General features: G+C 72.1%; 22 protein-coding genes. 13 read left to right on the top strand and 9 right to left on the bottom strand.

Going from position 1 to position 20,106, the window contains the following annotated elements:
- Window positions 1-73: 73 nt before the first annotated feature.
- Window positions 74-712, bottom strand: coding sequence for a TetR/AcrR family transcriptional regulator (locus tag AB0F81_RS15810; RefSeq protein ID WP_360197152.1), 639 nt, complete (start codon window positions 710-712; stop codon window positions 74-76).
- Window positions 713-795: 83 nt separating this feature from the next.
- Between AB0F81_RS15810 and AB0F81_RS15815 the strand changes: the two genes are divergently transcribed.
- From AB0F81_RS15815 to AB0F81_RS15825, 3 genes are all read left to right on the top strand, one after another.
- Window positions 796-1,392: a flavodoxin family protein gene (locus AB0F81_RS15815; RefSeq protein WP_360197155.1), complete on the top strand. Its 597-nt coding sequence runs from the start codon at window positions 796-798 to the stop codon at window positions 1,390-1,392.
- On the top strand, window positions 1,389-2,453 hold the full coding sequence (locus AB0F81_RS15820) for a nitronate monooxygenase (RefSeq protein ID WP_360197158.1): 1,065 nt from the start codon (window positions 1,389-1,391) through the stop codon (window positions 2,451-2,453). Before AB0F81_RS15815 ends, AB0F81_RS15820 begins: the two co-directional genes overlap by 4 nt.
- Window positions 2,454-2,589: 136 nt before the next feature.
- Window positions 2,590-3,030: a SitI3 family protein gene (locus AB0F81_RS15825; RefSeq protein ID WP_360197161.1), complete on the top strand. Its 441-nt coding sequence runs from the start codon at window positions 2,590-2,592 to the stop codon at window positions 3,028-3,030.
- On the opposite strand, the gene AB0F81_RS15830 is transcribed toward AB0F81_RS15825, so the two are convergent.
- The 6 genes from AB0F81_RS15830 to AB0F81_RS15855 are packed head-to-tail and all read right to left on the bottom strand — an operon-like array spanning window position 3,025 to window position 8,314.
- Window positions 3,025-3,372 (bottom strand): STAS domain-containing protein, encoded by a 348-nt coding sequence (locus AB0F81_RS15830; RefSeq protein WP_360197164.1) that lies wholly within the window; start codon window positions 3,370-3,372, stop codon window positions 3,025-3,027. The genes AB0F81_RS15825 and AB0F81_RS15830 overlap by 6 nt on opposite strands.
- A gap of 8 nt (window positions 3,373-3,380) precedes the next feature.
- The gene (locus AB0F81_RS15835) at window positions 3,381-4,589 is read right to left on the bottom strand and encodes a PP2C family protein-serine/threonine phosphatase (RefSeq protein ID WP_360197167.1); all 1,209 of its coding nucleotides are present in this window, start codon (window positions 4,587-4,589) and stop codon (window positions 3,381-3,383) included.
- Between the two features lie 15 nt (window positions 4,590-4,604).
- Window positions 4,605-5,582, bottom strand: coding sequence for an iron chelate uptake ABC transporter family permease subunit (locus tag AB0F81_RS15840; protein ID WP_360197170.1), 978 nt, complete (start codon window positions 5,580-5,582; stop codon window positions 4,605-4,607).
- Complete coding sequence (locus AB0F81_RS15845) at window positions 5,579-6,571, bottom strand: iron chelate uptake ABC transporter family permease subunit (RefSeq protein WP_360197173.1); 993 nt, start codon at window positions 6,569-6,571, stop codon at window positions 5,579-5,581. Before AB0F81_RS15845 ends, AB0F81_RS15840 begins: the two co-directional genes overlap by 4 nt.
- The gene (locus AB0F81_RS15850) at window positions 6,549-7,331 is read right to left on the bottom strand and encodes a siderophore-interacting protein (RefSeq protein ID WP_360197176.1); all 783 of its coding nucleotides are present in this window, start codon (window positions 7,329-7,331) and stop codon (window positions 6,549-6,551) included. The genes AB0F81_RS15845 and AB0F81_RS15850 overlap by 23 nt, the downstream gene beginning before the upstream one ends.
- Window positions 7,328-8,314 carry an ABC transporter substrate-binding protein gene (locus tag AB0F81_RS15855; protein ID WP_360197179.1) on the bottom strand — a complete coding sequence of 329 codons (987 nt, stop codon included), beginning with the start codon at window positions 8,312-8,314 and terminating at the stop codon, window positions 7,328-7,330. The genes AB0F81_RS15850 and AB0F81_RS15855 overlap by 4 nt, the downstream gene beginning before the upstream one ends.
- Before the next feature lie 90 nt (window positions 8,315-8,404).
- Between AB0F81_RS15855 and AB0F81_RS15860 the strand changes: the two genes are divergently transcribed.
- A complete protein-coding gene (locus AB0F81_RS15860; RefSeq protein ID WP_360197181.1) occupies window positions 8,405-9,205 on the top strand; it encodes a helix-turn-helix transcriptional regulator in 801 nt (266 codons plus the stop codon).
- Here AB0F81_RS15860 and AB0F81_RS15865 read toward each other — a convergent pair.
- Entirely contained in the window at window positions 9,198-9,794 is a 597-nt protein-coding gene (locus tag AB0F81_RS15865) for a hypothetical protein (RefSeq protein ID WP_360197183.1), read from the bottom strand. The genes AB0F81_RS15860 and AB0F81_RS15865 overlap by 8 nt on opposite strands.
- Before the next feature lie 81 nt (window positions 9,795-9,875).
- Complete coding sequence (locus AB0F81_RS15870; RefSeq protein ID WP_360197186.1) at window positions 9,876-10,571, bottom strand: hypothetical protein; 696 nt, start codon at window positions 10,569-10,571, stop codon at window positions 9,876-9,878.
- Between the two features lie 181 nt (window positions 10,572-10,752).
- Here AB0F81_RS15870 and AB0F81_RS15875 point away from each other — a divergent pair, with 181 nt between their 5' ends.
- The 9 genes from AB0F81_RS15875 to AB0F81_RS15915 all read left to right on the top strand — a co-directional run.
- On the top strand, window positions 10,753-12,069 hold the full coding sequence (locus tag AB0F81_RS15875) for an alpha/beta hydrolase (RefSeq protein ID WP_360197189.1): 1,317 nt from the start codon (window positions 10,753-10,755) through the stop codon (window positions 12,067-12,069).
- A gap of 55 nt (window positions 12,070-12,124) precedes the next feature.
- Window positions 12,125-12,766 (top strand): lytic transglycosylase domain-containing protein, encoded by a 642-nt coding sequence (locus tag AB0F81_RS15880; protein ID WP_360197192.1) that lies wholly within the window; start codon window positions 12,125-12,127, stop codon window positions 12,764-12,766.
- A gap of 41 nt (window positions 12,767-12,807) precedes the next feature.
- Complete coding sequence (locus AB0F81_RS15885; RefSeq protein ID WP_360197195.1) at window positions 12,808-15,162, top strand: glycosyl hydrolase family 65 protein; 2,355 nt, start codon at window positions 12,808-12,810, stop codon at window positions 15,160-15,162.
- A 39-nt stretch (window positions 15,163-15,201) separates the two neighbouring features.
- Complete coding sequence (locus AB0F81_RS15890; RefSeq protein ID WP_360197198.1) at window positions 15,202-15,666, top strand: Asp23/Gls24 family envelope stress response protein; 465 nt, start codon at window positions 15,202-15,204, stop codon at window positions 15,664-15,666.
- A gap of 271 nt (window positions 15,667-15,937) precedes the next feature.
- Window positions 15,938-16,372: a helix-turn-helix transcriptional regulator gene (locus AB0F81_RS15895; protein ID WP_360197200.1), complete on the top strand. Its 435-nt coding sequence runs from the start codon at window positions 15,938-15,940 to the stop codon at window positions 16,370-16,372.
- A 1-nt stretch (window position 16,373) separates the two neighbouring features.
- Window positions 16,374-16,904 (top strand): hypothetical protein, encoded by a 531-nt coding sequence (locus tag AB0F81_RS15900; protein ID WP_360197202.1) that lies wholly within the window; start codon window positions 16,374-16,376, stop codon window positions 16,902-16,904.
- Entirely contained in the window at window positions 16,901-18,205 is a 1,305-nt protein-coding gene (locus AB0F81_RS15905; protein ID WP_360197205.1) for an MAB_1171c family putative transporter, read from the top strand. Before AB0F81_RS15900 ends, AB0F81_RS15905 begins: the two co-directional genes overlap by 4 nt.
- Window positions 18,186-18,797 (top strand): phosphatase PAP2 family protein, encoded by a 612-nt coding sequence (locus AB0F81_RS15910; protein WP_360197208.1) that lies wholly within the window; start codon window positions 18,186-18,188, stop codon window positions 18,795-18,797. The genes AB0F81_RS15905 and AB0F81_RS15910 overlap by 20 nt, the downstream gene beginning before the upstream one ends.
- 514 nt (window positions 18,798-19,311) lie before the next feature.
- A partial coding sequence (locus AB0F81_RS15915; protein ID WP_360197211.1) for an alpha/beta fold hydrolase occupies window positions 19,312-20,106 on the top strand: 795 nt, incomplete at its 3' end.

The following is a 20,106-nucleotide window of genomic DNA, read 5'->3' on the forward strand; positions in this document are numbered from 1 at the left end:
GCCGCCACCGTCCGTGGGCGCCGGGGCGCGCACACACATGCCGACGAGGGGTGCGTTCGGCCCCGTTGATGGCTCAGCTGATCTGAGGGAGTTGGTGTGACCGCTCCAGCCGCGGGGAGGTGACCGCTACCAGTCGCCGGACGTGCGGCCACAGATTGTCGAGCTGCTTCACGTCACCGGCGAGTTTCGCCAGCAGTACGGCGCCTTCGATCTGTGCGACCACGGCCTTGGCGGTGGTCTGATCAGCGTATTCGGGCGCGATGCTGCCGTCCTGGACGCCTTCGGCGAGGGTGGCGTGGACGAATGCGGCCTGTTCGTCGAAGGCGGCGGTGAGGCGCTGCTGAACGGCATCCTCCTGGTTGCTCAGCTCGATCGCGAGGTTGCCCAGGAGGCATCCGTCGACCCGGCCGGTTGCCTGCCACTCCTCGCGCTGTGTCTCGACGAGCCAGGTGATGAGCCGCTGCAGGCGGTCGACAGCCGGTTCGGGTCCGGCGAGCCGTTCCCGCCAGGCTGTCCGCTGGGCCTGCCAGTGGGTGTCGATCACTTCGATGGTCAGTGCCTGTTTGGACTCGAAGAAGTGGTAGAAGCTGCCCTTGCGGACGTCGGCGCGGGCACAGATCTCGGCCACGCCGATGGCTGCATAGCCGCGGGTGTGCAGCAGCTCACAGGCGCTGTCGCGGAGCCGGTCACGGGCGGTGCTGGTTCGACCCATGCGACGAGTATACGGCCGGTCAACTATCTTTTAGTTGACCGGTCGTCTACCTTCTGGGCATCACCTCTCGAAAGGAGAGCGACATGTCCATCAGTGTCGCCATCGCGTACCACAGCGGCTACGGCCATACCGCGCGTCAGGCTCAGGCCGTCGCCGCAGGGGCGGCATCAGTGCCCGGCGTCGCCGTTGCCCTGCACGACATCGCTGCACTGGACGAGGCGCTGTGGCAGGCGCTCGCCGACGCCGAAGCGATCATCTTCGGCACTCCCACCTACATGGGCAGCCAGTCCGCCGTCTTCCAAGCCTTCGCCGAGGCCAGCGGGCAGGTCTGGGCGCAACAGGGCTGGCGCGACAAGATCGCCGCAGGATTCACCACGTCCGCCGGCGTGAACGGGGACAAGCTGAACACCCTCTCGTCGCTGGCGGTGTTCGCCGCACAGCACGGCATGCACTGGGTATCGCTCGGCCTGCCGCCCGGCTGGCTCTACACCACCGGCGGCGACGCGGAAGACCTCAACCGGCTGGGCGGCTTCCTCGGAGCGATGGCACAGGCGCCTTCCGACGCGGGCCCGGACGAGGCGCCGGCGACAGCCGACCTGCGCACCGCCGAGCACCTCGGGCGCCGGGTCGCCCAGGTCGCGGTCGAGCTGCGCCATGGCCGACTGGTCGGTGCGGCATGAGCGCCCGCCTGACCGGACTTCTCGGCATCGACGTCCCGATCATCCAGGGACCGTTCGGCGGTGGCCTCTCCAGCATCGCACTCACGGCCGCGGTCAGCGGCGCCGGCGGCCTCGGCTCGTTCGGCGCCCACCACCTGGACCCCGACTCGATCACGGCCCTCGTCACCAACCTCAAGTCGGCGGTGCCCGCAGGCCGGCCCTTCAACGTGAACCTGTGGGTACCGCACCCGTACGAGGCGGGTCTGCGCCCCGCACCCGCCGACTTCGAACGGCTCCGGCCGCTCTACCAGCGGCTCGGCACGCCGGCGCCGACCTCGTACACGCCGCCGCCGGCCTTCGAGGATCAGGTGGCCGCGCTACTGGCAGCGCAACCACCGGTGATCAGTTTCGTCATGGGCGTGCCGTCCGCCGACGTGGTGACCGAGGCACGCCGCCGCGGCATCGTGACGATCGGCACCGCCACCACCGTCGACGAAGCAGTGGCAGTGGAAGCCGCCGGACTCGACATCGTGGTCGCCTCCGGCAGCGACGCCGGCGGTCATCGGGGCGCCTTCCTGCGGCCGGTCACCGAATCGCTCGTCGGTACCTTCTCGCTCGTTCCGCAAGTCGTCGACGCGGTCCGCATCTCCGTCGTCGCGGCCGGCGGAATCGCCGACCGCCGCGGCGTGACCGCGGCACACGCACTCGGCGCCGCCGGCGTACAGATCGGAACCGGCTTCCTGGCGACAACGGAGTCCGGGGCCAGCCCACTGCACAAGGCCGCCCTCACCGGCCCCGACGCCCGGATCACCGTACTCACCCGGCTGTTCTCCGGCCGCCACGCCCGGGCGATCATCAACCCCCTGATCCGGGAGCTCGCGGCGGAGGAGGCGACCGTGCCCCGGTACCCGGTACAGAACGGGCTGATGCAGCCCCTGCGCCGAGCCGCCACCGCACGCAACGACGCCCGCTATGTCAACCTCTGGGCGGGACAGTCAGCAGCGCTGTCACAGCCGGTCACCGCGCAGCAATACCTCGCCATGCTGACGGCCGACGACACCGACCGGTTCACGAGTATCTGAGCCCGAGTAGGTGGACGGAAGGCGGTGGCCTTCCGTCCACCCGGTTTCCGGCGCAGCCGCTGGAGAAGCAGGCCGGGTCCCCGGCGGTGCATAGACTGGGCTCGAGCTCTGTCCGCCCCGGTGAGAGAAGCCCACCATGGCCATCGAGTACACGCTGTTGTGCGATGCCGACTGCGGCACCACCGCCCTGCGGGCCTTCCTCACCACCGAGATCGAGGGTGACGGCTGCTGCGGCCACACCGTCTTCTGCCACGGGATGTATGTGACCGTCGCGGACGGCGAGACGCCGCGGGACACCGCGCCGTTCGGGTTCGAGCACCGGGCCACCGCGACGTTCCACTTCTCCGACCTGGCCGACGACGCGACCGACGAGCGCAACACCGCCTGCATGGTGCGCTCCGTGCTCGACCTGGTGGAACGCTACGCCTGTCACGGTGTGCTGCTGTTCAACGGCGAGCTGGTGATCGCCCAGTGGACGCCGGCCGAGGTCGTCTTCGACCGCGACTGGGAGCTGTGGTCGACGGTCGACGCGGTCGCCGGGCATCCGATGCGGCGGCTGCCGCAACCGTTGCTATGACGCCGCGGCCGCCTCGACCGTGTCGTAGACGGCGAGCAGCCGGTCCAGGTGGGTGACGGCCAGCATCGAGCGCAGGTCCGGCGACGCGGCGGCCAGCCGCAGCCAGCCGTCGCGGGCCTCGGTCTGCCGGTGCAGGTCGACGAAGAGGCTCAGGCCGCTGGAGTCGCAGAAGGTCACCGCGGCCAGGTCCAGGATCAGCTGGTGGCGGCCTCGGCTCAACGTGTTCTCGGCGGCGTCGCGCAGGTCGCCGCGGCTGTCGCGGTCGATCTCGCCGGTGGCGGTGATGACCGCGCCGGCGCCGTCACCGTCGACCACGGTGACGGTCAGGATGTCGGATGCCATGGCCGGGATCATGGCACGACACGGCGGGCCGCGCCCGGCGACCACTCTGCGAGCAGCAGCGTGGCATCGTCGCGCGGCGGGCCGTGCTGGTGTTCGACGACCGCGTGCGAGAGCCGCCGCACCGCCTCCGGCACCGGCAGGCTGCCGGTGTGCTGTTCGGCGAGGGCGATGAGCCGGTCCCGGCCGAACTGTTTCCCGTCGGCGTCGCGGGCCTCGGTGATGCCATCGGTGTAGAGCAGCAGCCGGTCGCCCGGCTCCAGCCGCTGCTCACCCACCTGGGCGCCGCGGTTGCCGAGCCCCAGCGGCAGCCGCCGCCCGCCGCTGATCTCGGCGACCGCGGTCGACTGGCGCAGCAGCAGCGGCGCCGGGTGCCCGGCGTTGAGGTGACGCAGGCGGCCGGCCCGCAGATCGAGCTCGGCCAGGAACGCGGTGACGAACCGGGCGTCCGGGAACTCGGCGAACAGCGCCGCGTCGGCGGCGCGCGCCTGCCCGCTCAGGTCCTGCCCGTCGCGGCGGGCCGCGCGGATCGAGGCCAGCGCGACCGCGGTGGCCAGGCCCGCGCTCAGCCCGTGCCCGACCCCGTCGAGGACGGCGAGGCTGGCCAGGTGCCCGTCGATCGCGTAGTCGTAGCCGTCGCCACCGACGGCGTAGCAGGGCTCCAGGACGGCGGCGACGGCGAGTTCGTCGGTGGCGACGGTCAGCGGTTGCAGCAGCTGCCACAGCAGTTCGGACGCCGGTGACATGGGCTGCGAGCGGCGCACCCGGTGCAGCTCGTCGCCGCGCGGCATGCAGGTGGTGATCAGGTGCCCGACCAGGCCGGCGAACATCTCGCAGCGGTCCCGCACCCGGGGCGCCTCCGCCGGCAGCCCGGGCGGCAGCAGGAAGTCGATCACGCCGAGCCGGTCGGTGCCGTTGACCATCGGCACCCACCAGCGGGCCCGGCCGTCATCCTCACCGGGGTAGGAGCGGACCAGCGCGAACGCCCGCCCGGCCAGCGTCTGGTCGACCGCCGCCGGCTCCGGCGTCTTGCGGCCCGGCTCCGGCAGCGGCCGCAACGAGCGCTGTTCATGATCGACCAGATAGATGGTCGTGGTGACACCGATCTCCGCCATGACCGTGCCGACGGTCTCGCCGACCTGGCCGGGTTTCCACAGGTGAGAACGGTCGAGCACCTGTTGCATGGCGCCCAGCCACGCCGGTTCCTCGGTGCAGTCCACGCGTCGAGCCTACGGTCAACCGGCGACCAGGCCACCCCGGCGTACCTGAAGGATGAGTAGCCAGATCAGGTAGGCGCCGCCGATCGCCGTCGTCACCACACCCACCGGCAGCGACACCGGCGACAACAGCAACTGCGCCACCAGGTCCGATCCGAGCAGCAGCACCGCACCGGTCAGCGCGGCCGGCAGCAGCGGGATCCCCGGCCGCCGGGCGAGCCGCCGGCCGATCTGCGGTGCGGCGAGCGCGACGAACACGATCGGCCCGGCCACCGCGGTCACCGTGGCCGTGGCGCACACCCCGGCGAGGACCATCAGCAGCCGCAGCCGGCCCAGCTGGACCCCGGACGCCAGGGCCAGGTCGTCGCCGAGCGCCGCCTGGTGCACCGCCGGGGTGATCACCGCGACCAGCACCGCGAGGACGGCCAGCACCGCGAAGGGCAGGGCGACCTCGTCCCAGTCCAGGCCGTTGAGGGTGCCCGCGCTCCACCCGGTCGCGGCGATCGCCACGTCCAGCTCGGCGCGCAGCACGATCCACGAGTTCGTGGCGACCAGCATCGCGTTCACCGCGATGCCGATGACGATCAGCCGCATGCCGTCCAGGCCGGACCGTGCCGCCAGCAGGTACACGACGGCGGCCGCCAGCAGGCCGCCGACCACCGAGCTGAGCTGCAGCGCGGCCGCCCCGCCACCGAACACGGTGATCGCGATCAGGGCGCCGGTGTAGGCGCCGGAGTCCAGGCCGATCACGTCGGGGCTGCCCAACGAGTTGCGGGTCAGGTTCTGGAACAGGGCGCCGGACACGCCCAGCGCGGCCCCGAAGATCAGCGCGGCGAGCACCCGCGGCAGCCGCCACTCCAGCACCACCACGGACAGGTCGCCGCTGCCGGTCAGCGCCGCGAGCACCTCGCCCGGCGGGTTCCAGGTGTCACCGTGGCTGAGCCCGACCAGCGCGAGCGCGACCGCCACCAGGGAGATCACCACCCGAAATCTCACAGCGACCTCGCTCCGTAGCGGCGGACCGCCCAGATCAGCACGGGCGCGCCGGCGAACGCGGTGACGATCGCGACCGGCACCTCGCCGGTCGGCAGCAGCAGCCGCGACACCACGTCGGCCAGCACCAGCAGCACCGGGCCGAACAGCGCCGAATAGCCGATCATCCAGGGCACCGACGCGCCGGCCAGCCGGCGCGCCAGATGCGGGATCATCAGTCCGACGAAGGCGATCGGCCCGGCGACCGCGGTCGCCGCGCCGGCCAGCAGGGTCACCAGAATCAACACCACCGTCCGGGTACGGGCCACGTGTGCCCCGAGAGCCAGGGCCGCGTCGTCGCCGAGCGTCACCACGGCCAGCGGCCGGGCCACCAGCAGCGCCCCGGCCAGCGCCACGAGCAGCACGATCGCCGGAATCAGCTGCGGGGTGCCGGCCACCCCGGCGAGCGCGCCGACCGACCAGAACCGGTACTCGTCGAGCACGTCCGGCCACATCAGCCGCAGCCCCAGCGACACCCCGGACAGCACCGCGCTGAGCGCCACCCCGGCCAGGACCAGCCGCAACGGGGAGGTGCGGCCCACCGCGTACACCAGGATCGTCGCCACCGCGCAGCCGGCGACGGCCAGCAGCAGCTGGGTGACCGGGCCGTCGGCCAGCCCGAACAGCACCCCGAGGTTGATCGCGAAACCCGCGCCGGCGCTCACGCCGAGCAGGCCCGGCTCGGCGAGCGGATTGCGGGTCAGGGTCTGCACGAGCGCGCCGGCGACGCCGAGGGCGGCGCCGATGACAAGACCCAGCAGCGTACGGGGCAGCCGGATGTCCCGCACCACGAGGTGGTCGTCGGTGCCCGCGAACGCGGTGAACGCCCGCCAGATCTCGGCGGGCGCCACCGTACGGGTGCCGATGCTCACCCCGGCCACCGCCGCGACGACCAGCAGGGCCAGGGCGCCGATCAGGATCGTGAGCCGGTCAGTCCTCGTCGTGGTCCGCAACGCCGTGCTTCCAGTAACCGGTCACGAGATGGTCGAGGCGGCCGCGGCTCCAGGCGCGCAGCGGCTTCAGCGCGGTCGCCTCACCCGCGGCGAACAGGAACGTGTCGTCGGTGACCGGCAGCCCGGTGACCGCTCGCAGGTCGTCGTGCACGACCGTGACCCGCTCCCGCCCGGCGAGCGGATAGGCCTTCTCGTCGCCGGCGATCACCACGTGGGCGCTGACGTCGGCCGGCGACTCGTCCAGCCAGCGGCCCAGCGCGGGCAGGGCGGTGGCGTCGACCGCGAACAGATAGTGCGCGTACGTGTGCGCGAACACCTTGCACCCGGGCGGCCCGGCGACCGTCACCTGCTCACCGAGCCGCGCGTTGCGGGCCCAGGTCGAGGCCAGCCCACCGTCGTGCAGCACGAAGTCCAGGTCGAGTTCGAGGGTCGCCGGGTCGTATCGGCGGATCGTGTAGCGGCGGGTGGGCGGCATCGGGCGCGGCCAGTCCAGCATCTGGTGGTCGTTGGGCACCGGGTCGTTGCGTACCCCGTCGGCCATCGGAAAGACGACCTTGACGTGGTCGTCGCACTGGTGGGTGTGGAAGCCGGCCAGGCCGGGCCCGCTCAGCGTGAGGCGCCGCATGGCCGGGGTGACCTCGGTGATCGCGCTGATCGTCACCGTGCGCACCCCGATCGGGTACGGGACACGGGCCAGTCCCCGCCCGCCGCGCTGGTGCGCGGCGACACGGGGACCGGGAGCGCTGCGGTCGACGCTCACTTGGCGAGCAGCGGCGCGAGCGCCTTGTCGACCGCGTCGAGGGTCTGCGTCGCCGAGGGGTAGGTGGCCGCCTCGGTGTACTGCAGGCCGTAGATCTTGCCGGCCTTCACCGCGGGCAGGTTCTTCCACAGCGGCGAGTTCAGCACCGCCTGCACCTCGGGGCCGGGCTTGCCGTCGGTCTCCAGGGTGTAGGTGATCGCGTCGGCCTCGGCGAAGCTGGCCGGGATCTCCTCCATGGCCGGGTACTCGCTGACGTCCTTGCTGCCGCCGCCCTTGACCTTGACCTCGCCGTAGTACGTGACACCGAGGTCACCGGCGATGGTGGTGCCCCAGGAGCCGGCGAACTCGCGCTGGAAGGTGCCCTTGGCGGCCTCGCCGTACGCGCCGAGGTGCCCGAACTTCAGGCCGGACAGGGCGGTCGCGTACTTCGCCTTCAGCTCGGCGGCCTTGTCGTCGTACGCCTTCTTGGCGGCTTCGAAGGTGCTGGTCCGGCCGGCGGCGTCGGACTGCTTCTGCGACAGCGTGCGCCAGGCGCTGGGCACGGTCGGGCCGATCGCCACCACCGGCGCGATCGACTTCAGCCGCTCCATGTCGACGTCGGCCAGTGCCGGCTTCGGCACGCCGATGACGATCAGGTCCGGCTTGGCCGCCGCGATCGCCTCGTAGTTGGTCTCCGCGGCCTGCTCGCCGGCGATCTTCGTCAGCTTCTCGTAGGTGGCCAGGTCCTCCGGCGTCATCATCTTCAGGCCCCGCTCCCAGGTCGAGATGCCGACCAGGGCGGCGTCCGCCTCGATCAGGGCGGGAACGGCGTAGCCGGTGGCGACGACCCGCTTCGGGTCGACCGGGATGGTGATCTCGCCGTTGTCGGCGGAGAAGGTGCGCGTGGCCGCGGCGGCGCCGGTATCGTCACCGCCGTTGTCGCCGCAGCCGGCGACGAGCAGGGTGAGGGCGACGGCCGTCGCGCCGAGGAGTCGCAAACGCATGAGGGTTTCCTTAAGGGGTGGTGCCGGACCTGACCGGTAGGTAAGGCTAGCCTTACCTCAGAGGTCCAAATGTCGCCGGGAGGACAACCGATGTCGCTCAGAGGACATGTCCATACCGTTGCCGGGGACCCCGCGACCTGCGACGAGTACGGCTACCGCCTCGGCCGGCCGGACGGCATCCTGGTGCTGCACTACCGGTTCAGCGAGCCGGTCGACTTCTCCGAACGCCGCCAGGATCTGCTGCACCAGCTGTACTGGGCGCCCACCGGCATGCTCGCCGCCCGGCACGGCAACCAGACCGAGTTCATCGGTCCCGCCGAGGTCTTCTGGGCGCACCGCGCCGTCACCCACGAGGTCCGCGCCGACGGCGGTGTCCTGTTCCGGGTCTTCCTGCGGGAGATCCCCGCCGGGCTGGTCGGCCTCGCCGCCGGCGCCGCGGCGCTCACCCCCGAGGCCGCGGGGCTCATCCAGCGGCTCGCCGGCCACAGCTGCGACGAGGCGGAGGCGGCGCACGCACGCGTACGCATCATGGCTGGTCTCACTGCGTCCGCCGGGACCGGCGGGCTGGGCGCGGGCGGCGGCTATGCCGCCGCCGTCGCGCGTGCCCTGACCCGCGACCCCGCCGACGCGACCAGCCTGGGTGAATGGGCCGACCGGCTGCACGTCAGCGCCAAGACCCTGCAACGCGACTTCGAGCGTGAGTACGGGATGGCCTACACCCGCTGGCGCACCATGCTGCGGCTGAAGGCCTCCCGCGTGCTGCTCGACCGGCATCCGGTCACCGAGGTCGCGCACCTGGTCGGCTACGCCAGCCCGTCGGCCTTCGTGGCCGCGTTCGCCCGTGAGTACGGCTGCACCCCGGGCCGGCACGCCGGCCGGCGCGTCAGCTGAGGGCCGGCGCGAGGGCCGCGTGCTCCATGGTCATCCGCGCCGCCACCCGGTACAGCTCCGACTCCATCGGCTCCTTGCCGCTGTGCAGCGTGACGAACTGCTTCTCCGCCCGGCGCACCAGGCGCAGCAGGTCGGACACCGAACCGGGGTGCTCGCGGCACAGCCGGACCGCGACCCGCAGGTGGCGGTTGGAGACGGCGGCCAGGTACTCCGGCATGCCGGCCTTCCACGCGTCCGGGTAGACCAGGTAGCCGGCGGGCAGGTTGCCGGGGCCGCCCACCACGGAGAGGATCTGCAGCCGGTCCACCTTCAACGGTGCGGCCTTCATGCCGATGTAGATCACCCCGGCCAGCGCCATCAGCACCGCGATGCCGAGCGCCAGCATCGGACTGCCGGTGCCGACCGCCACGACCAGCGCGAACGCGGCGAGCACCAGCGCGCCGGCCGCCAGCACCGGGCTGCTGCCGGTGCCCGGCGTACGACGGTAGTAGTCGTCGATCGACTTGCGGATGACGCTGTTGAGCAGCTCGTCCTCCGGGCGCCACATGTCGCCGCGTACCGGGACCCCACGGTCGGAGGGCAAGGTCATGGCGGGAGGTCCTTCCTGCAGGGCGCGCGGTGACGGGGGATTGCCGCGAACATCGGCGCCGCCGGCGCGCACTGAAGGGTTTCAGGCGAGCAATGCCTCGCGCATCTCCTTGCCCGGGTTGAGCCCGCCGACCGCGCGCGTCCCCGAGGCGTCCAGGACCGTGATCGTGTTGTTGCGGCGCATCAGCTCGCGGACCGGGTTGGGCAGCGGCGGCGGGTTGCCCATCGCGGCGCGCAGGTCGCGGGCGGTGCCGATCAGGCGGGTGACCAGGGTGGCCGCGTCGACGTCGACCCGGACCCGGCCGAACTCCCAGCCGCAGATGGTCAGGTCGAGGATCTCGAAGACGTGGCTGAGCAGCAGCTCCGGCCCGGCGACCCGGACCGCCTGGCGGGCCTGCGTGCCGAGGACCGCGGTCGCGGCGGTGACCTGGATGTACGGGTGGTAACCGCACGGCAGGGCGAACAGCGGCCACTGCAGATGCGTGCCGGCCGCCTGCCAGAGCGGCCGGTAGTTGGTGCGGTCCGCGGCCAGCCGCAGGTTGGCCGCCTGGTGATACATCTGCGTGTACGCCGAGTCGGCGAACTCACGGAGCACGGTGGCGGCCGCGCCCACGCCGTCGTCACCCTGCAGCAGATCGGCCGCGCCGGCCGCCTGCTGGGCGAACGGCGCCTGGATCTGTGGCCCGAACCGCTGCCGCAGATCGTCCAGCAGCTCCTGCTGATGGGCGGGATCGTGCTGGACCTGCCGTTTCGCCGGGCCGAACCGCAACCACCGCATGCCGCCTCGTTTCGCGCCGGATGCCGGCCGCCGGAAAAGCGTCGGGTGCCGGCCGCCGGAAAGCTAGGGAAAGAACGCGGGCAATGGTAAGCGATCTCGCTGATGGCGTTGTGCGCCGCACGGCGGGCAGGCAGTATGCACACTGCCAGTGCAAAATCACTGCCATCTATCGGGAGGGCCGATGTGGATCGCTCGCCGAAGGTTGCTTTCCCTGTTCGCCGGGGCGGCTCTGGCCGCCGCCGGCCTGACCGCACCGACGCCCGCCGCCGCTGAGCCGGTGCGGGCCGGCGCCGAAACGCGCCCGGCCGTCTTCATCCACGGCAGCGCCGGCTCCGCGATGCAGTTCCGCACCCAGGCCAAGCGCCTGGCGAGCAACGGGTACCCGATCGAGCTGATCGAGGCCCACGAGTACGACTCGCCCAACATCGCCACCATCATCGCCTCGGTCTACGCCGACCTGGACGCCCGGATCGCCCGGCTGCTGGCCGCCAGCGGCGCCGAGCAGGTCGACCTGCTCGCCCACTCGCTCGGCACCTTCGTGACGCAGGGCTACCTGAACAGTTCCCCGGCGCGGGCCGCCCGGGTGGCGAACTACGTGAACCTGGACGGCCGGCCCGCGACCGCGCTGCCCGGCGGGGTACGCACGCTGGCGATCTGGGGCGAGGGCGACCCGGCCCGGACCGTCGCCGGCGCCACCAACGTGCACTTCCCCGACCAGTCGCACACCCAGACGGTGTCGTCGGAGGAGTCGTTCCGCGAGATCTACCGCTTCCTGCAGGGCCGCGAGCCCCGCACCACCGCCGTCGTGCCGCAGCGCCACCCGCAGGTCTCCGGCCGCGCGGTGCTGTTCCCCAGCAACGCCGGGGTCGGCGCGGCAACCGTCGAGCTCTACCCGGTGAGCCCGCTGACCGGCCGCCGCCTGACCCACCGCCCGGCGCGGGTGCAGCCGGTCGCGGCGGACGGCTCGTTCGGCCCGATGCCGGTGCTGCCGTACGCCCGCTACGAGTTCGCGCTGGTCCGCGCCGGTCAGGCCACGCACCACTTCTACTTCGAGCCGTTCGTGCGCTCGGACGCGTTTGTCCGGCTGCTCACCAGCCGGCCGGGCGAGGGGATCGGCGCGCTGGTCGACACCAGCGACCGGCACACCGCGCTGACCTTCCAGCGGCAGAAGGAGTGGTGGGGTGCGGAAGGGGACGAACTCTGGATCGACGGGCGGAACATCCTGAACGCGGCGAACGCGCCGCGCAGCAAACGGGTCATCGGCGTCTTCGTCTTCGACGACGGCAGCGACGGTGTGACCGATCTGACCGCGCCGTTGCCGGAGTTCTTCGCGGTCACCTTCATGACCGGAATGGACGTTTTCATCCCGGCCGCCCAGCGGCGCCTCGGCACCGTGTCGATCCTGTCAAGGCAGCGCGGTGGCGGTTTCAGTGCGATGCCGGTGCCGAACTGGAGGTCCAGCGAGCACCGGGTATCGATCGAGATCGACGACCACTGACGATCTCGCGGAACCACTACACGATCGGCCGCCCGCAGCCGTCTTATCTGACGTGATGAAGTTCGGTGTGCGGGCGGCCTCGGTCGCGCTGCTGGTGGCGGGTGCGGCAGCCGGTGTCCATCTGGGCGAGGCCCGCGAGCTCCCGCAGCCGCAGAGCGTGGTCGCCAACGAGGAGGCGCTGCTCAAGCAGCGGCACGCCCGGCACATCGCCGACCGGGCGTCGCGCACCGCCGCCGAGGGCCAGGCCGCCGCGAAAGCCGCCAGCCAGGTGAAGGTGGCCGCCGGGCAGGCCCGCGCGCTGGAGCGCAAGCGCAAGGAGAAGCAGGCCGAGCAGCAGGAGAAGCCGAGCGGATCGGTGCCGTACCCCGGCAAGATCCCGCAGTCCTGCGCCGAGTTCAAGGGCAACCGCGCCACCGGCTGCGCGCTGATGCTGAAGAAGGGCTTCGCCATCGCCGAGTTCGGCTGCCTGGAACAGCTCTGGACCAAGGAGAGCGGCTGGAACCACCTGGCCGAGAATCCCAGCTCCGGCGCCTACGGCATTCCCCAGGCGTTTCCCGGCAAGAAGATGGCCTCGGCCGGCGACGACTGGCGGATCAACGCGGCCACCCAGATCACCTGGGGACTCGGCTACATCAAGGGCCGGTACCGGTCGCCGTGCGGCGCCTGGTCCCACTGGCAGAACAATCACTCCTACTGACTCACGGGTTTCAGCGCCGCGTTTACGGCAAAACCCTCGGCATGATCGGTGAGGAGATCTGCCCAGCCGAGCCGTGGCAGGTGCGCGAGACCCGCCTGGACCTCGACCTGCTCGCCCAGACCGAATCGGTCTTCGCCCTGTCCAACGGCTATCTCGGCCTGCGCGGCAACCTCGACGAGGGCGAGCCGTACGGCATCTCCGGCACCTACCTGAACTCCTACTACGAACAGCGGCCGCTGCCCTACCCGGAGGGCGGCTACGGCTATCCCGAGCAGGGCCAGACGATCGTCAACGTCACCGACGGCAAGCTGATCCGGCTGACCGTCGACGACGAGCAGTTCCACGTCGGCAGCGGGGTGCTGCACTCCCACGAGCGGGTGCTGGACCTGCGCGCCGGGACGCTGAGCCGCGACGTCGAGTGGGAGTCGCCGGCCGGGCGGCGGGTGCGCATCCGCAGCCGCCGCCTGGTGTCGCTGACCCAGCGGGCGGTCGCCGCCGTCGACTACCAGGTCGAGGCGCTCGGCCAGCCGGTGCGCGTCACCGTGCAGTCGGGCCTGGAAGCCGGCGAGGAGCAGGTGAAGGTCTCCGACGACCCGCGGGTCGCGGCCGCCCTGGAACACCCGCTGGAAGCCGTCGAGCAGGACACCGAGCAGCACGGGGCGGTGCTGTTGCACCGTACCCGGGGCAGCCGCCTGCTGATGGCCGCCGGCATGGACCACATCGTGGAGGCGCCCGGCGACTTCCAGGAGGAGACCGACGTGCGCGCCGACTGGGCGCGCACCACGGTGGTCACCGTCCTGCAGCCCGGCGAGCGGCTGCGCGTCATCAAGTTCCTCGGGTACGGGTGGAGCACCTCCCGCTCCACCGAGGCCCTGCGCGACCACGTGGCCGCCGCCCTCACCGGCGCCCGCTACGCCGGCTGGGACGGGCTGATCCGTGAGCAGCGTGAGTACCTTGACGACTTCTGGGACGCCGCGGACGTGGAGGTCGACGGCGACCCGCAACTGCAGCAGGCGATCCGGTTCGGATTGTTCCACGTGCTGCAGGCCGGCGCGCGTGCCGAACGCCGCGCCATCGCCGGCAAGGGCCTGACCGGTCCCGGCTACGACGGGCACGCCTTCTGGGACACCGAGGGTTACGTGCTGCCGCTGCTGATGTACACCTGCCCGCAGGCGGCCGCCGACGCGCTGCGCTGGCGGCACTCGATCCTCGGCCACTCCCGCGACCGGGCCCGTACGCTCGGCCTGGACGGCGCCGCGTTCCCGTGGCGCACGATCGCCGGGCAGGAGTGCTCGGCCTACTGGCCGGCCGGATCGGCCGCGCTGCACCTGAACGCGGACATCGCCCGGGCCGTCGACCGCTTCCGCAAGGTCACCGGCGACACCTCGCTGGAGGCCGAGTGCGGCCTGGAGATCCTGGTGGAGACCGCCCGCCTGTGGGTGTCGCACGGCCACCACGACGCCGGCGGCGCCTGGCACATCGACGGTGTCACCGGCCCGGACGAGTACAGCGCCGTCGCCGACGACAACGTGTTCACCAACCTGATGGCCGCCCGGAACCTGCGGGCCGCCGCCGACGCGTGCGCCCGCCATCCGGAGATCGCCGAACGGCTCGGGGTGCGCCCGGACGAGCCGGACACCTGGCGTGCCTGCGCGCACGCCGTCCATGTGCCCTACGACGAGCGGCTCGGCGTGCACCCGCAGTCGGAGAACTTCACCCGCTACGCCCCGTGGGTCTTCCCGCAGACCCGCTCGGACGATCCGCTGATGACGCAGGCCACCTACTTCCAGCTCTACCGGCGGCAGGTGGTCAAGCAGGCCGATCTGGTGCTGGCGATGCACTGGTGCGCGGAGCATTTCACCGCCGAGCAGAAGGCCCGCAACGTCGACTACTACGAGCGGATCACGGTGCGCGACTCGTCGCTGTCGGCGAGCACCCAGGCGGTGATGTGCGCCGAGGTCGGCCACCTGGAGCTGGCCCACGACTACGCGTGGGAGGCGGCCATGGTCGACCTGCGCGACCTGCACGACAACACCCGCGACGGGCTGCACATCGCCTCGCTCGCCGGCGCCTGGTCGGCGATCGTCGAGGGCTTCGGCGGGCTGCGCGAACGCGACGAGGTCCTGGCCCTGGCGCCGCGGCTGCCCACCGGCATCGCGAGGCTGCGGTTCCGGCTGCGGCACAGCGGGTTGCGGCTGCTGGTCGAGACCGACCACGAGACGGTACGGGTGAGCCTGCGCGACGGCGAGAGCGCCCGGCTGCCGATCGTGCTCTACGACGAGGAGGTCGAGGTGACCGCGGCCGAACCGGTCGAGCGCCCGGTCGTCGCGATCGAGCCACTGCTGCCGCCGCCGCACCAGCCGCCCGGTTATGCTCCGGCCCGCCCCAAACAATGATCAAGGGCGCCGACGGCACCAGGTAGAGGAAACAAGAGCATGAGTGACACCGAGTTCCACGCGGACCGGACGCAGGAGGTGTTCCTGCCCGCGGTGGTGCCGGCCGTGCCGCCGCAGCACGGTGGCGCGGAGGTCGTGGAGGTGGCCGCCTACCGCGGAAACACCAGGTTCGAGCGGGAGGTCGTCGAGAAGCTGGCCGCCGCCGCGGCCCGTTCGGTGCCCGGTGTGGCCGAGCTCGGCGGTGACGTGGCCCGGTTCTTCAACGCCGTGCTGGACCGGGTCGGCCTGGACAAGGTCGGCGACGCCACTCGCGGGGTGACGGCCAAGGTGGACGGTCTCGACGTCGACATCACCGTGGTGCTGGTGATCGCGGCCGGTGAGGTCGCCGCGCAGGTGACCGCCGAGGTGCGCAAGAAGGTCATCGAGGCGGTCGAGCATTACGGGCTGCACGTCAGCAACGTCGACGTGGAGGTCGACGACATCCGGCTGCACGGGGCCGAGTAGAGGAACTTTCCTCCACCGGGGAGGCTCGGGCGATCGGCGTCACCGAGGGCATGGCGCTGCGGGCGCCGCGCCGTCCCTCGTCCCCGTGATGAGGCCGACGCGCCGTACCTCCCCGGTGGACACCGAGGAACCGCACATCAATGTCAACTGATGAGGTCCGGTACGCTGCGTGCGCGTCGGATCTGTCGACAGCGGACATGAGCATACGCATGATCGCGGGATTCGTGTCAACTGATCGCAGATCCGGTTGACAGCGGGAGGGGAGTGACGGGTGAGCATCCGGGACCGGCTCAACTTTCTGTTCGAGACGGTCCGGCCGGTGGGCAAACCCCGCTACTCGGTGCGCGAGGTGGCCGAGGCCATCAAACGCGACCAGGGCTTCGACATCTCCGCGGCGTACATCAACTACATCTGCACCGGGGAACGCGAGAACCCCGGCGTGCAGCAGATCCGCGCGCTCGCCCGGTTCTTCGGGGTGCCCGCGGCGTTCCTGCTCGACGACGGCGACCAGAGCCACGTCACCCGCGAACTCGACCAGCTGCGCGCCGCGGTGGAGGTCACCGAGAAGCTGCGGGCCGCTGACGACGCCATGGACGACCCGTGCGTCCGGGTGATCGCGCTCAAGGCCCGCGGCCTGTCACCGTCGCACCTCAAGCTCGTCTCCACCATGCTCGACCAGGTCCGCGAGATAGAGGGCCTGCCGTAGCGTGCGCGCCCGGGAGATACGCCGTTACGAGCAGCTCCTGCGCCGGCTGGACATCACCATCCCGGTGCCGTTCGACGCGCGTGCCTTCAGCGAGCACATCGCCGACAAACGCGGCCGGCCCATCCACCTGCTGCCGATGGACACCAGCGACGCCGGCGCGCCCTGCGGGCTGTGGCTGGCGACCGCCCGCGCCGACTACATCGTCGTCGACAACCGGGCGCCGGCCGTGCTGCGCGAGCACATCCTGCTGCACGAGCTGGCCCACATGCTCTGCGACCACAGCGGACGGCTGCGGCTGGACAGCCTCGGCTTCGACTTCCTCGACCCGGCCGTGGTGGAGCGGGTCCTCGGCCGCACCACCCGTTACCCGGACGCGCAGGAACGTGAGGCGGAGGGCGTGGCCAGCGTGATCAGCCGGTTCGCCGCGCGCCGCTCCCCGGTGCCCCGGCCCCGGGACCCGGCCGACGTGCGCACCGCCGCCCTGGACCGGGTCAGCTCGGCCCTGGCCGCCGACCGGAACTGGAAGAGATGAGCGACTACACCCCGCTGCTCGCCGGAGCGGTCGCCTTCGCCGCCCTCGTTCCGAAGACCGTTCAGCTGCTGCGGGACCCCCGCAACCCGGCACTGCGGGCCACCTGCGGGGTGCTGGCCGGGCTCGGCGTCGCCCAGGTCCTGTCCTGCAAGCCGGTCTACCACGCGATCGGGCAGCTCAGCGGGGTGCCGAACCTGGGGCGGTACCTCATCCACCTCTGCGCACTGGTCGCGGCTGCCGCCGTACAGTCGCTGTTTCTGCATCTGAGTGACCCGGCGACGGCCCGGCGGCGAGCCGCCCACCGCTGGCTGCTGCTCGCCCTGGCCGCCGTGATCATGGGCGTCGTCTTCGTGGTCGCCGACTTCAGCGTCGAGGACGCCGAGCATTTCGCCGACCGCTACGCGGGCGCGCCGTGGATGCGCGAATACATGATCAGCTTCCTGGCCTATCTGGCGCTCGCGATGGTCGACATCATGCGGATGTCGCTGCGCTACTCGCGCCAGCTGCCGCCGTCGGCGCTGCGCGCCGGCCTGCGCGTGCTCAGCGCCGGCGCCCTGGTCGGCCTGATCTACGTGGTGCACAAGGGCGTCTTCATCCTGATCGTCTCGCTCGGCGGCGACCTGCCCTGGTCGGAGCGGCCGGTCTCCCGGGTGCTCATCGGCCTCGGCATCACCCTGGTCAGCGCCGGCCTGGTCATCCCGTCGCTCACCCGGGCCGCCCGCGCCCTGCGCCAGTGGCCCGGCCAGTACCGCCTCTACCGCGCCATGTACCCGCTGTGGCGGGCCCTGCACGACCTCGACAGCGCTGCCGTGCTGCACCCGCCCCGGCGGCGTCCGCCGCTGACCACGCTCGGCGTCGAGACCTACCGCCGGGTCATCGAGATCCTCGACGGGCTGCGCCGCCACGACGGCTACCTCGACGCCGGCGCCGGCGAGCACGCCGCCAGCGCGGCTGCCGCCGCCGGCCGCACCCCCGCCGAGGTCCAGGCCGCCAGGGACGCCGCCGGCATCGCCGCGATGGTCGACTACCTGATGCGTACGCCGGAAGCGTCGCGCCGCCCGCCTCGCCCGTCCACGGCTCTGGCCCTGCTCGACGAGTCCGACCTGGACGCCAGCGTGCGACATCTCGCCGCCGTCTCCCGGCTGTTCCCGGCCGCCCTGGCCCGAGCCCAGCAGTCCGCCGCTCCCGCCGCTGCCGCTCCCGCCGCCGCCGCTCCCGCCGCTGCCGCTGCTCCCGCCTCCGCGCCTCCCGCCTCCGCCGACCGTGCCCAGCAGGAAGCCCATGACGACGCCAACCGTTGAGACCCGCCCCGCCGACCGGATCGCCCGGCTGCTCACCGAGATCCTGTCGCCCGCCGTGCTGGTCGCCGGCGTGCTGATCGCGGTCGCCTGGCATGCCACCGCCTCCGCGCTGACCGCCCTGATCTGGGGTGTCATCGCCGCGGCCGCCGCCAGTTTCCTGCCGATCGCCTACATCCTGCACGGCGTGCGCCGCGGCGCCTGGACCGACCGCCACGTCGGAGTCCGTGCCCAGCGAACCCTGCCGCTGCTGGTCTGCCTGGGTTCGACCGCCTCCGGCACCCTCGCCCTGTTCGCCGCCGGCGCACCCCGCGACCTGCTCGCCCTGATCGCCTGCATGGCCGCCGCCCTGGTGGTGGCCACCCCGATCACACTGATCGCCCGCTGGAAGATCTCCATCCACAGCCTGGTCGCGGCCGGCACCGCGGTCACCCTCACCGTCGTCTTCGGACCCTGGCTCGCTCTGACCTGGCCGCCGGCCGCCGCCGTCGGCTGGTCCCGCGTCCGCCTCGGCGACCACACCACCGCCCAGGTCATCGCCGGCGCCGTGGTCGGCGTGATCGCCACCGGCCTGCTCTACCCCCAACTTCGCTGACGATCATGACTGGACGCGGAGCGTCCGCTCAGTTAACGTACGGTGAACGCCGTTGCGAGTTCTTCCCCCGTGGAATTCGCAGCGGCGTTCCCCTTTGGGCCGGCTTTTCTGCCGCCCGGCCAGGCACGCCCCACTCGGCTGACCGCCAGTGCTGCCTGACGCCCTCCTTGCCGGCGCTGGGCGTCAGCCGGGTGGCTCGGCTGCCCGCCAGTGCTGCCTGACGCCCTCCTTGCCGGCGCTGGGCGTCAGCCGGGTGGCTCGGCTGCGCGCCAGTGCTGCCTGACGCCCTCCTTGCCGGCGCTGGGCGTCAGCCGGGTGGCTCGGCTGCGCGCCAGTGCTGCCTGACGCCCTCCTTGCCGGCGCTGGGCGTCAGCCGGGTGGTTCGGCTGACGGCCAGGGCTGTCTCGCGGGTTCGAGTCGGGTGCTGGGCGTCAGTTGGATCGGTGGGCTGGGCGCGGTGGCGGTGGGCGTCGGCGTTTTCACGTTTGCCGATGGCGACGCGTACTGTGCTTGCATGACTACGGTCAGGGTGAATGGGGTCACCCTGTGCTATGAGGAGTATGGGGCGGGGCCACCGATCCTGGGGATCCACGGGACCGGGGGCTCGGCGCGACTGTGGGCCGGCGCGGTGCCGGAGCTGTCGGCGCGCGGGCGGCTCATCCTCTACGACCGGCGCGGGTGTGGGCGCAGCGAGCGGCCCGTGCCCTACGAGCGGACCGGCATCGCCGAGCACGCCGACGACGCGTATGAGCTGCTGCGGAGGCTGGATGCGCTGCCCGCCGTACTGGTGGGGCGCAGTTATGGGGGTGAGGTCGCGCTGGAGATGGCGCGGCGCTGCCCGGAGTCGGTGATCGCGCTGATCCTGCTGCAGCCCGCGCTGCCGACGCTGTCCGCGCCGATGCGCGGCTGGTGGCGCAGCGTGCGGCACCGGGTCAACGCGGCCGGCCCCCCGGCCGCCGCGGCCGAATACCTGTTCCGGGAGGTCTTCGGCGGGGACGGGTGGGAGGGGATGCCCGGTGAGGTGCGTGATCTGCTCCGGAGCGAGGGGACGGCGGTGCTCGCCGAGGTCAACGGGGACTGGACCGCTCCGGAAGCCGGCACCTTCCGCGGGCTGGACCGGCCCACGCTGCTGATCTCGGCGGCTGACTCCCCGGCGCCGTTCCGGGCCGCCGACCAGGCGCTGGCCGGGCTGCTGCCGCGGGTGCGCCACGAGATGATCGGCGGCGGCCACCTGGTCGACCCGGCCGGGCCGCAGGTGCTGGCCTTCCTCGACGGGGTGCTGCGGGAGCGGGCCGGCCTCGCCCCGGAC

Source organism: Actinoplanes sp. NPDC024001 (assembly GCF_040638955.1).
Taxonomy (GTDB): Bacteria; Actinomycetota; Actinomycetes; order Mycobacteriales; family Micromonosporaceae; genus Actinoplanes.

Bases quoted from the DNA above. Each gene is read 5' to 3' on its own strand.
- AB0F81_RS15890 (WP_360197198.1), top strand. From the start codon at position 15,202: ATGAGTGACACCGAGTTCCACGCGGACCGGACGCAGGAGGTGTTCCTG.
- AB0F81_RS15855 (WP_360197179.1), bottom strand. From the start codon at position 8,314: ATGCGTTTGCGACTCCTCGGCGCGACGGCCGTCGCCCTCACCCTGCTC.
- AB0F81_RS15910 (WP_360197208.1), top strand. From the start codon at position 18,186: ATGACGACGCCAACCGTTGAGACCCGCCCCGCCGACCGGATCGCCCGG.
- AB0F81_RS15815 (WP_360197155.1), top strand. From the start codon at position 796: ATGTCCATCAGTGTCGCCATCGCGTACCACAGCGGCTACGGCCATACC.
- AB0F81_RS15885 (WP_360197195.1), top strand. From the start codon at position 12,808: ATGATCGGTGAGGAGATCTGCCCAGCCGAGCCGTGGCAGGTGCGCGAG.
- AB0F81_RS15860 (WP_360197181.1), top strand. From the start codon at position 8,405: ATGTCGCTCAGAGGACATGTCCATACCGTTGCCGGGGACCCCGCGACC.
- AB0F81_RS15820 (WP_360197158.1), top strand. From the start codon at position 1,389: ATGAGCGCCCGCCTGACCGGACTTCTCGGCATCGACGTCCCGATCATC.
- AB0F81_RS15875 (WP_360197189.1), top strand. From the start codon at position 10,753: ATGTGGATCGCTCGCCGAAGGTTGCTTTCCCTGTTCGCCGGGGCGGCT.
- AB0F81_RS15880 (WP_360197192.1), top strand. From the start codon at position 12,125: ATGAAGTTCGGTGTGCGGGCGGCCTCGGTCGCGCTGCTGGTGGCGGGT.
- AB0F81_RS15810 (WP_360197152.1), bottom strand. From the start codon at position 712: ATGGGTCGAACCAGCACCGCCCGTGACCGGCTCCGCGACAGCGCCTGT.
- AB0F81_RS15865 (WP_360197183.1), bottom strand. From the start codon at position 9,794: ATGACCTTGCCCTCCGACCGTGGGGTCCCGGTACGCGGCGACATGTGG.
- AB0F81_RS15870 (WP_360197186.1), bottom strand. From the start codon at position 10,571: ATGCGGTGGTTGCGGTTCGGCCCGGCGAAACGGCAGGTCCAGCACGAT.
- AB0F81_RS15825 (WP_360197161.1), top strand. From the start codon at position 2,590: ATGGCCATCGAGTACACGCTGTTGTGCGATGCCGACTGCGGCACCACC.
- AB0F81_RS15905 (WP_360197205.1), top strand. From the start codon at position 16,901: ATGAGCGACTACACCCCGCTGCTCGCCGGAGCGGTCGCCTTCGCCGCC.
- AB0F81_RS15830 (WP_360197164.1), bottom strand. From the start codon at position 3,372: ATGGCATCCGACATCCTGACCGTCACCGTGGTCGACGGTGACGGCGCC.